This window comes from Paenibacillus vietnamensis (assembly GCF_020169515.1).
Lineage (GTDB): Bacteria > Bacillota > Bacilli > Paenibacillales > Paenibacillaceae > Pristimantibacillus > Pristimantibacillus vietnamensis.
Genome location: NZ_JAHMHW010000005.1, coordinates 20,020 through 33,879, shown reverse-complemented (window position 1 = coordinate 33,879; position 13,860 = coordinate 20,020). Strand labels below are relative to the sequence as shown.

12 protein-coding genes and 1 pseudogene are annotated in these 13,860 nt (G+C 51.6%); 3 read left to right on the top strand and 10 right to left on the bottom strand.

All coding sequences use genetic code 11. The features are described 5' to 3' along the window. Positions 1-150 precede the first annotated feature (150 nt). Positions 151-1,701, top strand: a complete 1,551-nt coding sequence (spoVB, locus tag KP806_RS12645) for a stage V sporulation protein B (RefSeq protein ID WP_224724054.1) — start codon at positions 151-153, stop codon at positions 1,699-1,701. A 159-nt stretch (positions 1,702-1,860) separates the two neighbouring features. Here the strand turns inward: spoVB and KP806_RS12640 are convergent, their stop codons facing one another. Next, positions 1,861-3,489 carry a GMC oxidoreductase gene (locus KP806_RS12640; RefSeq protein ID WP_224724053.1) on the bottom strand — a complete coding sequence of 543 codons (1,629 nt, stop codon included), beginning with the start codon at positions 3,487-3,489 and terminating at the stop codon, positions 1,861-1,863. After that, positions 3,452-3,703, bottom strand: a complete 252-nt coding sequence (locus KP806_RS12635; RefSeq protein ID WP_224724052.1) for a hypothetical protein — start codon at positions 3,701-3,703, stop codon at positions 3,452-3,454. The genes KP806_RS12640 and KP806_RS12635 overlap by 38 nt, the downstream gene beginning before the upstream one ends. Before the next feature lie 46 nt (positions 3,704-3,749). On the opposite strand from KP806_RS12635, the gene KP806_RS27985 reads away from it, so the two are divergent. Both KP806_RS27985 and KP806_RS27980 read left to right on the top strand, forming a co-directional pair. Next, positions 3,750-3,890, top strand: coding sequence for a helix-turn-helix domain-containing protein (locus KP806_RS27985; protein ID WP_224724051.1), 141 nt, complete (start codon positions 3,750-3,752; stop codon positions 3,888-3,890). Continuing rightward, positions 3,887-4,021, top strand: coding sequence for a helix-turn-helix domain-containing protein (locus KP806_RS27980; RefSeq protein WP_224724050.1), 135 nt, complete (start codon positions 3,887-3,889; stop codon positions 4,019-4,021). The genes KP806_RS27985 and KP806_RS27980 overlap by 4 nt, the downstream gene beginning before the upstream one ends. A 279-nt stretch (positions 4,022-4,300) precedes the next feature. Here the strand turns inward: KP806_RS27980 and KP806_RS12620 are convergent, their stop codons facing one another. The 8 genes and pseudogenes from KP806_RS12620 to KP806_RS12590 form a co-directional block, all read right to left on the bottom strand. Then, a complete protein-coding gene (locus KP806_RS12620) occupies positions 4,301-5,836 on the bottom strand; it encodes a glycoside hydrolase family 43 protein (RefSeq protein ID WP_224724049.1) in 1,536 nt (511 codons plus the stop codon). Then, the gene (locus KP806_RS12615; protein WP_224724048.1) at positions 5,833-6,132 is read right to left on the bottom strand and encodes a hypothetical protein; all 300 of its coding nucleotides are present in this window, start codon (positions 6,130-6,132) and stop codon (positions 5,833-5,835) included. The genes KP806_RS12620 and KP806_RS12615 overlap by 4 nt, the downstream gene beginning before the upstream one ends. A gap of 81 nt (positions 6,133-6,213) precedes the next feature. Beyond that, complete coding sequence (locus tag KP806_RS12610; protein ID WP_224724290.1) at positions 6,214-7,755, bottom strand: glycoside hydrolase family 43 protein; 1,542 nt, start codon at positions 7,753-7,755, stop codon at positions 6,214-6,216. 217 nt (positions 7,756-7,972) lie between these two features. Beyond that, complete coding sequence (locus tag KP806_RS12605) at positions 7,973-8,854, bottom strand: ATP-binding protein (RefSeq protein WP_224724047.1); 882 nt, start codon at positions 8,852-8,854, stop codon at positions 7,973-7,975. A 33-nt stretch (positions 8,855-8,887) separates the two neighbouring features. Continuing rightward, positions 8,888-9,268, bottom strand: a pseudogene (locus KP806_RS27975) (LytS/YhcK type 5TM receptor domain-containing protein); the annotation flags it as partial. Between the two features lie 173 nt (positions 9,269-9,441). Beyond that, the gene (locus KP806_RS12600) at positions 9,442-10,026 is read right to left on the bottom strand and encodes an SET domain-containing protein (protein ID WP_224724046.1); all 585 of its coding nucleotides are present in this window, start codon (positions 10,024-10,026) and stop codon (positions 9,442-9,444) included. Positions 10,027-10,204: 178 nt separating this feature from the next. After that, entirely contained in the window at positions 10,205-11,731 is a 1,527-nt protein-coding gene (locus tag KP806_RS12595) for a glycoside hydrolase family 31 protein (RefSeq protein WP_224724045.1), read from the bottom strand. 498 nt (positions 11,732-12,229) lie between these two features. Continuing rightward, positions 12,230-13,840: an ABC transporter substrate-binding protein gene (locus KP806_RS12590; RefSeq protein ID WP_224724044.1), complete on the bottom strand. Its 1,611-nt coding sequence runs from the start codon at positions 13,838-13,840 to the stop codon at positions 12,230-12,232. Positions 13,841-13,860 lie beyond the last annotated feature (20 nt).

Sequence of the window (13,860 nt, the reverse complement as noted above, 5' to 3'; positions counted from 1 at the left end):
AATGGATATTTTTCCTTAAGTGTCTCATTTCCATTCGAGTTATTTCCTTCCGTGGTGCTTGTCCCGATTTGTTCAAGCTGCCTGCTTGTTCGCATGCTTTTCCAAAAACTGAATACAATGAAGTATTCAAGGAACTGGAGGAACCAAAACATGTCACAACCCGGGCAATCGTTCATGAAGGGTACGCTGGTCTTGTCAATCGCCGCTTTCATCAACCGTATTCTCGGCTTTATAAGCGGCATGTATATCGCTCGCGTACTGGGCGCGGAAGGAATCGGCCTCTTGATGATGGCGCATCCGCTCGTGCCGCTTGTCATTACGATTACCGAGCTGGGCTTGCCGGTGGCGATTTCGAAGCTGGTCGCGGAGGCGAGCGCCCGCGGCGAACGGATGAAGGTGAGGCGCATTCTGCACGTCTCGCTCGCCGTCACCAGCGTACTCAGCGTTACCCTTACGACCGTTTCGCTGCTTGGATCCGAGTGGATCGCATCGATCCTGCTCAGCGATCAGCGCGCCTATTATGCGATGCTGGCCATCACGCCGATCGCGCCGATCGTCGCGGTCTCCGCCGTGCTCAAGGGGTACTTTCGCGGCATGCAGCAGATGAAGACGATCGCCGCTTCCGATGTTCTTGAGCATACGGTACAGATCGCCTGCGTACTGGCGCTGGTACACCTGCTGCTGCCCTACGGCGTCGCGTATGCGGCTGCAGGCGCCATGGCCGCCTCTGTCGTCAGCGAAGCGATCAGCCTCTTATTCCTGATGATAAGCTACAAGCTGTACGGTGAATCGAAAAGTCCCGGCGAAACCTGGGCGAGCCATCTGAAGGAAGGAAAAAGCACGCTCGCCGAGCTGCTGCAGATCGGCCTGCCGACTACCGGTCACGGCATCATTCAATCGGTCTACAGCACGTTCCAGCCGTTGCTCATCACAACAAGCCTGGCGCTGGCCGGCGTCGGCACGGCGCTGGCCACGAAGCAATTCGGCATGCTGGCGGGTTATACGTTTCCTTTGCTTTTTATGCCAAGCTTTATTACGCAATCGTTGTCCACCGCTCTTATTCCTGCAATCGGCGAGGCGGCGGCGAACAAAAACAATCTGCTTATGCATGAAAGAATGGATCAGGCGCTTGGCTTGGGCCTTCTGATCGGAGCGCCTGCGACCGTGATCCTGTTCGAATGGGCAACCCCGCTCACGACGCTCGTATACGATGCGCCGGAAGCGGGGCTGCTGCTGAAAGTATTGGCGCCGATGTTTTTCCTGCATTATTTCGACGCTCCGCTGCATGCGATTCTGCTCGGACTCGGCCGCGCGAAAGCAACGCTGTGGAACTACGTCACAGCCATGGTATTCAAGACTGTCTCTATCTTCGTGTTCGGCAGCCAATTCGGTATTATTGGCGTTGCGTACGGCATCGGCATCGGGATTGTCATGCAGACGCTGCTAAACTTCTTCTCGATCTCGAGCTCGATCGGTTTTTACTGGAGCCTTCGGCCTTATGTAAAAGTAGGCATCTGCATGCTGCTGATGGCGATATGCGGGCACTGGAGCTTTGACTATCTTACAGTTCAAGGCCTGCCGATGATTTGGAGCGTCATTGGTTCCATAGCCGGCTCCTTGCTCCTCTACTTCGCGGCGCTTATGCTTACAGGCATGGTAAAGTGGAAGCACCCGCGCCTCCGGTTTTCTATTCCTTGGTAGCCGGCGGAGAATAAAGTTTCGATAGGTCACCTTCTTTTTTTCTTCTTTGCTCCATTCTCCCTTCAGCTCAGGAAGCCATGCTGTAGACATGTTCCTATCCTGAGCCGAGGGGAGAGTGCGCAAAAGAAAAAAACTAGCTATATGCCTCTGCGTAACTTTTCAAGATCCGTTTTGACTGACGATATAATCCGCCGTACGTATGGCCAGGGCGACGACGCTCAAGGTAGGATTGGCGGCGTTCAGGGTAGGCAGCACGCTAAGGTCCGCCGCATAAAGACCCGGGACGCCGTGGACCTGGCCATACGGGTTTGTCGTCGAGGTATCCGGGTCATGGCCCATCCGGCAGGTTCCGGACTCATGCTGGTCGCCTCCGGGCGGCACCACCTGGATCGCCGGTTCGCCTTCCTGCGCGACGATCGGTACTCCTATCGCTGCGGCAGCCTGCTGCAAAGTATTTGCCGCTTGCCTTCTAATTTCCAAATCCTGATCGCTGTAAGAAAAATCGATTTGGATGAGCGGAATGCCGTACTGATCTCGCCTTAACGGATCGATCGCAACCCGATTTTCGTAACGCGATTGGGTTTTTCCGAAGCCGTATAACGTGATTTCCCAATCGTCTCTGAAAGGTCTTTCTTTATACTGCTGGTACATGACAAACCAATCCGGGCCGTACGGCCCGTCTATCTGGATCTGAAAAGGACGATCTTGCGTTTGCGGAATTAAAATATCGAGCGTCCCGAGCATATCCGGGAAATCCTTCGTTTCGATTTTCCCCCTGGCTCTTACATAAGTATGGCCCGTCAAATAATGCCCGATCGCCCTGCCCTCAATTCCGGAATTCAGCAAAATACGCGGATTTTCCAAAGCGCCGGCTGACAAAACGATGGTTTTGGATCTGATCACGTACGATTTTCCGTCCGGCTGCATGACCCTGACTCCCGCCGCTCTTCCGTTTTCCAGATAGACTTGAACGGCCCGTGACCTGACAGCAAGATCGAAAGGCCGGCGGTAAATGCCGGATGCGAAGCATTGAATCGAGCTGAAAAAGACGTTGGAATGTACGACCCCATATTTGGTCGGAGTGAGGTCGGCGGCGATCGGCGCATATTGCGCCTCCAGAAATCCATGATTTTGGAGCCGTCCGAGCAGCATCTCTTGCAGCGACGAATTGTTTTGAAAGTTTTGGGTGACGCTCATCAGCTTTTCGGCAATGTTGTAATAGGCTTTCATTTCGTTAACCGGAACCGGCCATTCCGCAAGGGCGAAATCGGGGACGCGGGGACTGATTAACCCCCATAATAAGGTTCTTCCTCCGAAGGCGATCACTTGCCTGGTGCCCGGAAATTGAGGATGCGATTGCCCCGTGTATGTATAAAGGTCGGCATTAAAATACGGAAGGTTGGCTGCATGCGTCGGGGCTGTCAAATCACCCGCTTCCACGACGCCGATCCGTTTGCCGTTCGCTCCCCACTGCTCGCATAATCGCCAAAGGACCGCACCGCCTCCCGCCCCGGTACCGACGATTATCACATCGTATTCGTTTTTTTCCATTTCCTCCGGAGGCATAGTCGGAAACCAGGGAACCGGACACTGCAGATTTCCAAAAGGACTCGCAGTCCGGTATTCCCTTGACATGGTATGGGTAGGCAAATAAATCGGTTCTCCGGAAAGGAGCTGCCCGGGACTTCCAATTTGCGCATTGAGAGAAAGCAGGGACTCTATAGTAATATTGAACTGTTCCGCAATCCGGCTAAGGGTATCGCCGTCCTTCGCGACGTAAATCCTCATAGCTCCACGTCCTTTTACGCTCGATCCGAACGTTCCGGTTATCCATCACTAATTTATATGCAGTACCTGCCAAAAAAACCTCGCGCCGGGCGGATTTCACCGACTGGCAATCCGTTCCGCCGGACGCATGAAGCACCGTTTCGTCCTTGTCGAGATGCTTGGCGGCAATTTCGCTGACGATTTGCTCGCCCCAAACTTCAAATGCTTTAATCATCCCATACATGCCTACTCCGGGATAAGGAAACGCGGCGGCTTCAAGATTGGCGGGCCGTTTTTTCGTCAGCCCTTATTACCTTAGCCGAAAGTTCAAGCAGTGTACCGGATTTGGCTTCCCGGAGTATGTGCAGCTGGTGCGTATTCGGGAAGCCCAGCGGCTTCTGCGGCCACGGTCCTCAAGATGATCGAGGTTGCCGCGCAGATCGGAATAGAGCCGGTTGCGAATTTCTACAAGCTGTTCAAAGCGGCAAACGGCTGCTCCCCGCTCCAGTACCGCAAGCGCCAGCGGGGGCTGTTCCAAAAGGTTATCGAGTAAGCGAACGGCATCTTTTTAAAGGACAAAAAAGACAATTAGAGAGCAAATTCTGCGATTTCAACATAATAACGGTCATCTCAGCGCCTTACAGCCATGCTTTTAAAGGAAGCACACCTTGCACCCGACCTAAACAACTCTCCTGTCCGTTAGCCGCCGACACTTGCTGCTTCGTCGTTCTAAGCGGCGTTTATGTCCGTTGCTTCAAAACAACAAATGGTGGTGCAGGAATATTCCTGCACCACCATTTGTTCAACGTTTTTTCATCAAGCGAGCTGTTTATCAAGTGAATAAAGTGCTCTGCGGTTCATATAAGAACCAATCGATATCCGCAGCGATTCTGCGCCCGCTGCCTCCATGACCGGCATAGAAGCCTACCATCGTACCCGTAAAAGCCTTTTTCTCCTGCGTCCCCTCGTCGCTTAGAAAAAGCGCGTCGGGAATGCGTCCCGCTTCGATCCATCCTGTATTATCATAGCTATAATAAAATGTTCGTTCCATTCCGTTAACGGCAGCCTTTAAATAAATCGGACCGTCACCGGTAACCTCAATCGCGCCTAAATTCGTCAGCTGTCTGGCCCTATTTTCGATCAGCTTAAGCTTGAGCCCGTTGTCATACGTCGAGCACAGCTTGATAAAACATCTGGAATCGTAATAACATACCAGCCCGGCCTGCTCTCCGTCGCGTTCCGGCTTGAATTCAAGCTTCATCGATGCGGTGTAGCTGTGGTGCTGTTCTCTGCGTACGATCACATTTTTGGCTTGAATCGTGTCCAGATCGCCCGCTCCCGTCCATATCCGGACATGCGAATCTCTCTCCGTAAACGACACATTGCCCTCGTCCGGATTTCGAACGAACTGCCAATGCAGCGGAAGGCTGCCCTCCGCAAATTCGTCCAACGCCGGTTCGCGATAAACGACCTGCTCCAAGGGAGGAGCCTCTTGAATTAATGCCGGCCCTCTTCCTTGATTGACGGTGAACCATCCCTCTTCCGTCCATTGAACCGGTTCCAGGAAGGTTTCCCTTCCCAAGGTGCAATATCCGCCTCCGAGCGGTCTTCCGCCCAAATGTACGATCCACCAGTCGCCTTGCCCGGTTTGCACCAATTTCCCGTGACCCGCTCTTTGAATGGGCGCTTGCGGATCCGTTTGCGTATGGACCGGATTGAACGGGCACGGTTCGTACGGGCCGAACAAAGAGGTCGATCTGGCCGCCGTTACGCAGTGCCCGTATTCGGTTCCGCCTTCTGCCAGAATGACATAATAATACTCGTCTTTCTTTAGAATGTGGGGACCTTCGGGTGCGACTCGTCCCGTTCCTTCCCACAGATGGACTGGCTCTTCTACAGCCTCGGAGCTTTCCTCATTCAGCTTTACAATGGTAACCCCTTTGCTGCCATACGCCATATAGCGGGTTCCATCGTCGTCAATAAAATGCGATGGATCGAGGCCGATGTCGTTAATGACTACAGGCGCGGAATACGGACCTTCCGGCCGCTCGGACTTCATCATGATGTTGGCTCTGCCGGCTCCCTCCAGACGGAGGGTTGCGAAAATATAGAAAACTCCTTCATGGAACGAAATGTCCGGCGCCCAAATTCCGAAAGAATCCGGGAGATGCTCCAGACGGATATGCTCGCTGCGGGCGATCGCATGTCCGATATATTCCCAATGCACCAAATCCCTGGAATGGGAAATAACAATAGCCGGAAAATATTGAAACGTGGAGTTTACCATATAATAATCCTCGCCGACTCTAACGATGGAAGGATCGGGATGAAACCCCGGCAATATCGGATTGTTATACGTCCTGCTCATTCTTTGTGTTCCCCCTTTACCCAATCCCAAAATTGTTCCGAATACACGATTAACGGAGCATAATCGAGCTTGGCCAGCTTGTGGCTCAGCTCCCGGATCCATATCGCCTGCGTTCCGGCGTTCATGTCGCCCTCCGCTACCCCCTTGCCAATCCTTACCGGTTCAGGCATATACGGGTAATGCTCGCCCTGTTTGACCTGCGCCGTGTTCGACGCGGGCGGCGAATGCCCGAGCTCGCGGGAGAAGCCGCCGTCCGGCTTCAGAAACCGGCTTAAATTCGTATAAGTGATTTCCAAAATCTCCGTTAGCTCGCGGTCCGGAATTTCCAGTGGATTCGATATCCGGAATGAAACGGTCCATCTCGAAAATGAAGCGCACTATGCCCGGGTCACGCGGAACCAATCGGCATCCGCATAACCTCCGTTTGGCCCGTCCCCCGAACGGGCGGCGAAGAGCCCGACTTTGGCTCCTACCCAATGGCCTTCCGTCGCTTGAAACGCGTATTCGCCGCACGGAGCAAACTCGCCGTCGTTGACGGAATACTCAAAGGAGCACTCAGCCTCTTTATTCACCGTCACCCGGAGTACAACGTTTGACGCCGTCACATCGGTTGACCAAATTACGTTTTCGCCGGCTGCATTTCCTTCCGCCCTAAGCAGCTCCATCCCGGATCCGTCTTCCTTCACCCGGAACGCCACATATGCATATTGGTAGCCGAACACGATCAGGCCGGCCCGTTCCCCTGCCCCCAGCGTGGTACAATCCAGTTGAGCTTCCGCCTGGAAAGAATCAGCAGGAAACTTTTGCAGCAGCAGGTTTGGTGCGTTGTACATTTCCGGAGCCGGGGAGGCATACAGCCTCAGATGGCTTTCCTTCTGCCCGAGCGAGTACCAAGCCGGACTCGGATTCGCTTGCCATTGCCACTGGAGTCCAAGCTTTGCACGGTCGAACTCGTCGGATTCGTCCGGAACCTGGGCAGGATACTCCTTGCCTACGTTTGGCTTAGCGTGACGGAGAACAGGCTCCCCTATGCCGTCCCTATCGAGATCAATACCCATGAAAGGCCAATCGTCAACCCAACGAACCGGCTGCAGATGAACGATCCGCCCGAATGCTCCCTTGTCCTGAAAATGCATAAACCAGGATTCCCCGGATTCCAATTCAACCCAACCGCCTTGGTGAGGCCCGTTAATCGGAGTATCGCCTTGCTTCAATACGATTTTATCTTCATACGGACCATAGATGGAGGAGGCGCGCAGCACCGTCTGCCAGCCCGTGGCAACCCCGCCTGCCGGCGCAAAAATGTAATAATAACCGTTGCGCTTATACATCTTCGGCCCTTCCATGGTCGGATGATTCTCGGTTCCGTCGAAGATGATCCGGCCTTCGTCCAGAAGCCGTCTTCCATCAGGAGACATCCGGCACAATCTCAGCTTATGTTTAATGCCGCACCGGCTGTTGGCAAACGCGTGAACCAAATATGCCTCGCCGTCCTCATCCCAGAAAGGACAAGTATCGATCAGACCTTTGCCTTCCTGAACGAGGTGCAGCGGCTCCCATTCCCCTGCCGGATCGACTGCCGTGCTCATGAAAATCCCTGCATCCGGATCGCCGTAATATACCCAAAATTTACCGTCGTGATATCTTAGCGCAGGCGCCCATACCCCGTTGCCGTGCTGCGGCTTGTCGTAGCCGGGGATGTCCATCCGCTGAATGACATGATTGATTATGGTCCAGTTGACCAAATCCTTCGAATGAAGAATCGGTAATCCCGGAATATGACCGAAGCTTGAAGCGGTCATGTAAAAATCCTCGCCGACCCGGATCACATCGGGATCCGAGTAATCCGCATGAAGCACGGGATTGATGAACGTTCCATCTCCTTGATCGGAAATCCAAGGCTTATTTTGCACGGTTATTCCCCCTACTCACTGGTTTCTCAAGATGTGCACCTTTTGGTGCCAAAACCCGTCATAATGGCTAATTATACAGAATCTACGCGCTAAATTTTTTGTGATTTCATGCTCATTTGCGCTATTTCTTTGCCATTCTTGTTCTCTTTCTCACTGAAATAAAGAAAACCCTTGATTCATCAGATTCCTGACAAATCAAGGGTTTATTCAGGTGCGCCCGCCGCTAGGAAGCATTCGTCTTCGGAATCCTCGCTACGACTTCCGTTCCAACATTTCGTTCGCTGATCACTTTTAATTTTCCATTAAACGACTTGATAATCTGGAAGCATACCATCATCCCTAATCCGGTGCCGTTTTCCTTCAAGGAATAATAAGGGGAACCGAGCCGTTCCACTTCCTCGTTCGACATCCCTACTCCCTTATCAATCACGCGTATTTCGACCTGAGAATCCTCAGCGGCCATGCAAGAGGCCCAAATCGCCCCGCCATCAGGCATAGATTCAATTGCGTTTTTCAAAATGTTAACCAAAAATTGGTTCATTCTTTGGGCATTGCCGTGAACGAAACAACCGCTCTCAATGTTCGTATGGATCGATACATTTTTGCTTAAAGCATAGTTATGCATCAGAGTCACAGCGCGCTGCAGCTGATTGCCGGCATCCACGAACTCATCACATTCCTCGGGAGGCTTGCCTAATGTCAAAAAATTATGAATGATATTGTTCGCCTGATCCAATTCTTCAATAGCCAGCTCAATATACTGTTTCTTCTTATCCGGCAGATCGGGCGTATCGAGCAGTTGAAGAAACCCCCGGGCTACCTGCATCGGATTGCGGATTTCATGGGCAAATACACCGGTTAAGTTTCCGATCAGACGAAGCCTCTCCGCATTTTGAAGCTCTATGCGCATCCTATGGATCTCTGCCGTGTTTTCATTTAAAACCGTCATCAGCCAGACCAGGCCGGCGGCACAACCGAAGTGCAAAAACTGAACGGTTAAGCTCTCGGTTGTCACTCCCCTCATGACCGAAACTAAAGAAGCGCCCACCAAGCAATAATAAGACGATAGCAGGACAGCCAGTTGAATACGCTTGTCCTTTGACACGTTTTCGAATCTCTTCTGGAAATAAAGGATAACGGAAAAACCGCAGACGATAGCCAGCAGTGAACTGAAGAAGCCTATGTCCAGGCCTACATATAAACGGTATAGAAGCACCAGGACCGCTAAAAACAGGCCGGTTCTTCGTCCGCAATATAAGGTGCCGATTAGCATGGGGACGATTCTGAAGTCATGATGCATTCCGTTTCCGTAGCTGATCGGAAAAGACATGCATAATAAAGCGGAGCTGCCCCAAAGTAAAGCCGGAAAAAGGGCTTTGTGATTCTTAATTCGAATATGGCCTAACAAATAAGCCTGATAAATTCCAACGGGCACAATGACTAGTGATAACTGAAGCAAAAAGTCTTTAATTATGCTCAAACGCCGCCACCTTACCGTCCGTTTGTTTAACACGGACATCCAACTTTTGTCCAGCACTAAGCCTGATGAGTTAAATCAAATTGTACAATGAACCTAGAGTCCTAACAAGCTGTCCGAACAGAAATAGGACTAAAAAATAATGGCAGCGGCTGCCTGGACGGTGAAACCGTCGTCCAAAACTGCCGCTGCCGCTCTACAACGCTCAAGAGTGACTACGATTCGAATAGAGTAAGGATCGAATCCAATGGTCTTCGTCCGGAAGCTACATTTTTAACTTTGGTCATAAATTTCTTTTTGATTAAAAATTTCAGCGGCTGCTCAACCTCGTTGAAATGCTTAAACGCCTCCCTGGCCATCTCGTCCCATTCCTGATAGTAGTGTAAATAATCATCCGCTTTAATTTCCGTTCGGGTCGCCCCATCTTCCGGCACGCATTCAAAATCTTCAACGTCGCCCAATATGCCATAGTCACACGTTAATTGTTCACCAGGCTTGATGTCTCTGGCTGCCAATTGAAAATCGTAAGCCGTATCGATACAGTTCGGAAGGAAGCTGTGATTCATGTACCTGGTGTGATCCCAGTGAAGAATATAGTCGCCGTTATTTTCTTGATACGTGTATTTTAAAATGATGTTTTTCCGCATTTCGTCGAGGGAATCTACATAATCCTCATCCAGTACGATTTCTAAATCATCAGAAATCCAAACGATCGTTCCCTTGGGGATGAATTTTGTAGCAAATACACCGAGACCTACCTGTTCGCTTACAAATCGAAGTTCTGTATCTGGATGAATCATGTAAGCAGTCCCCTTCCACTAATCAGTATTCTAATACAATATGTACACGTTTTTCAGAATGTCACCCGATTTACTCTGAAATCAGCTAATAGCTCCATGAATCAAAAAAAGCCCTTGATCCATCAGTTTTCCTGACGAATCAAAGGCGATTCTGAGCTAAGATTTACATTGATCTGATTTATTTCTTCCTATACCAAGGCAGTCTGCCGAGCGGCACATCGATCTGCTCAACCGCCGGGCCTGTCGCGACACTGCCGTCGTCTCCAATCCAGGTACCTGCAGGAAATTTGACCGTTCTCGTTCTTGCCCCTTTTGTGATGACGGGGGCGACCAGCAGCGAGCTGCCGAGCATGAACTGATCCTGGACGGTTTCCATGCCCTCCCCGGGAAATTCATAGGCCATATGGCGAACAATCGGCTCTCCGGTCCTGGCCGCATGTTTGGCAAGCTCCAAAATTTCCGGTCCGAACCGGGCATGCAGCCCTGCCGCTTCTACGCAATAGCGAAGGTGCTGCTCATCCAGAACGTGCCAAGGAGCCGCGGAAAACTGCATCATCGGAAACAAGGCGGAGCACTGGGCATAACGGACAAACAGCTCCGGATCCAGTCTGTCCGCCGAAAAGCTTTCATACTGCCCTCCGCCGATCATATCGGGACAGATATAGGCATAACCGAGAAGGCCTTGCGCCAAGCCGTCGGGAATTAAGGTATCCAGACCGTTGCCTTCCCACTCGCTGTTCTTATCCTTAAGGCGCTGAACGAGCGGCTGTCCAGCAAGCTTCCAGCAAGCGCGGTATTCGTTCAGCCGATAGTTGAGTCCGACCTTGGCCCATGCCTCGCAATGCCCGTTGCGGGTAGTGGCAGGCACATAGCTGAGGTCGTCCGGCTCATAGTACTCCGGATCTCCTGCGTCCAGCTTGAAGCCGTCAATTCCGTAATCACGCTGCAGCGCATCAAGCTGCTCGTGAATCCATTTCACGGCCTCAGGGTTGGTGCAATCCAGCACCGCACTGTAACCGTTCCACCATTTTCGAATCGCCGTCATGCCGTTGCGGTCCTTCAACAGGATTCCTGTCCGGTCGAGCTTGCGGAACGTGAGGGAATCCGGCGAAACAAACGGGCAAACCCAAAGCATCACCTGGAAACCCATGTCATGCAGCTCCCGAACCATTCGCCCGGGATCCGGAAACCGGCCCGAATGGAAGGTCCAGCTTCCATAAGGCTCATGCCAGTTGTCGTCAATCATAATGACGCCCGGCGGCATCCCGTGAGCAAGCACTTCCCTCGCATATTGCAGGACCTTCTCCTGAGTCGGTTCATAAAGCAGCTCAATCCATAGATTGTATTGCGGCGCCGTAAACAGCAGTTCTTCCGGGATCGACGGATCGGGAGGGAAGAAGGTGCTGGATACATAGCTGTACGCTCCCCGCAACGTTTCGCGGCCTTCACCCGAGAGCAGCTGTCCCTCGCCGCCGGTAACCTTTAAACGATTTTGTCCGAATTGAAAGGAAAAAGGTTCTTCGCTCCAAATATATCTGCCTTTACTCGAGATCAGTAACGGGCAGCCCTGATTTCCCCCCAGGTTGGAAGCCAAGTCGACACTGAAAAAGGAATCGCCGAAAGGCATCCTTCGTCCGTCAGAGGCCCGTCCTCCCCACCAATATTCGCCAGGCAGCAGCTCGATCGTAAGCTCTTGAATGTTCATATCTTGATCACTCCTTATCTATTTCGATCTTACAGCCGGGGGAGGAGAAGGACAATCTTAAAGTTGTGATTAGTACTATAACAAAATTGACTTTTCTCGAGAGGTTACTGCGATGTTCAGATCAGCTGCGTATGGCTTTAGCAATAATGATCGCTCAACCTTGATGCTTGATTATAAAGGTCATGAATCGACCGGGGAGACGGCGGCCGTCTTTTTATGAAGTGTTGGAGTCCGGCGGTCCTTTGTAAAGGACAAAAATGACACCTAGGCCCCATATTGTGCAGTTTCTGCATTCTAACGGTCATCTCGGCGCTTTAAAGCCATGCTCGTAAAGAAAGCAAACCTTCCACCCTGCCTAAACGACTCTCCTGTCCATTAGCCGTCAACACTTGCAAGTTAGTCAGTCTAAGCGGCGATTTTGTCCATTACCTTACCAGACCCCAAAAAAGGCGGTGCAGGGAAAGTTATTCCCTTGGCACCGCCATTTCTTCCTAGAACTTATTGGCCGCCCGCATCCAGATAAGCCTGAACCTGCGCCGTAATTTCCGCGCGGATTTTATCCAGCCCCAGAGCCTTCAGGTCGTTGTTCAGCTTCACGGCATCCGCTTCCCAATCCTTCACTTGACCGGCCTTCAGCATCTGAATAAACGGATCGGCTTTGGATTGAACGTTAGCAAATTCGCCTTTCACATTGGCCGTGTCGAAAGCAAACTTGGCTAACACCGCTGCGTAATAAGTATCCGCTTTAGCCGAATACTCAAAGTACTTCTTCGCTGTATCGTCCAAATCCTCAGGCAAACGGATCATATTCGGGTTCCAGGTGAACTCGTAGCCCGGGAAAATATAGTTTTCGGACTCGTCCAGCAGCTTCAGCTGATTCTCGCCAACCGGCTCCCAGTGCTTGCCCGGAACGCCGTATTCAAACAAATCGTGGTTTTCGCGGCTCTGGAACATCCAGTCGAAAAACTTCATCGTCCTGTCGATATTTTTGGAGGACACCGGAATCGCAATCGAGTTATTGGCCTTGTAGCTGGTCGAGATCGCCTTGGGCTCCATGCTGCGGATCTTGTCTTTGAGCACAAAAAACTCCAGATCCGCACCGGAAATCGTTTCCTGCAGCACCTTCTTATCGGCCGCATAGGAAGAGATCGTTCCGTAATACGACGCAGCTTTGCCGGACATGAAATAGGCTTTGTGATCCTTCTGGCTCAGCACGTCCTTCTCGAGATACTTGCTCCACTCCGCCCATTTATCATATTGCACGAAGGTTGATTTCATCGTGTTGTACGGAGCAGGCAGCTTGGCCCATTCGGAGGCCGGGTCGCCAAAGGCAACGACATTCTGCACCTTCTTCAAATCGTCCGACAGATGAACGAAATAGACAATTCCGCCCAGGTTAAGCGGACGAACCGTATCCAATTCCTCCCGCTCCGGAGCAAGCATTTCCTGGAAACCTCCGATTCCCCTCACGGCTAGCGGAGTTGTGCCTTTTTCGGACTCAAGCACCTTCTCATAGAACTGCTGAAGCTCGTCGTAGCTGGAGATCGGCTTGCTGAAGCCCAGCTTTTCCCGCAAGTCCTTACGGATATAAACCACCGGGATATCATAGAAGTATTGCGTAAACGGAATCGTATAAAGATGATTGTCGTACCGTTTGTTCATCTCGATAAATTCAGGCGAGAACGCCTTTTTCAAACCCGGATACTCATCGTTGTTAAAATAGTTGTCCAACTGGGCGTAAGCGCCCTGCGGAATAAGCTCCCTCAAGTTTTGAAAGTCCGCATCGAATACAAAATCCACCTCTTCGCCTGCCGTCATCATAAGCTTGACCTTTTGTTTATGGTCGGCCGGCGAGTTCCATTGAAATTCGATTTTCGTATTCAGCGTGTCTTTCGTGCGTTTCTCGAACTCCTCCAGCACCAGCGGAAGATCCTTGGGCGCATCGCCGAAAAGCATTCCTTTCAAGGTAACCGCGCCGGGAGGCGTCGCAGCTCCAGAATCTCCGGTTGCGGCCGGGGTGTTGGTTTCTTTCTCCTTGCCGCTGCATGCAGTCATTGAGGCTGCAAGCGCTACGGTCAATAATGCGGTTCCTATACGTTTACCTTTCATGCTGTTCTTTCATCCCCTTT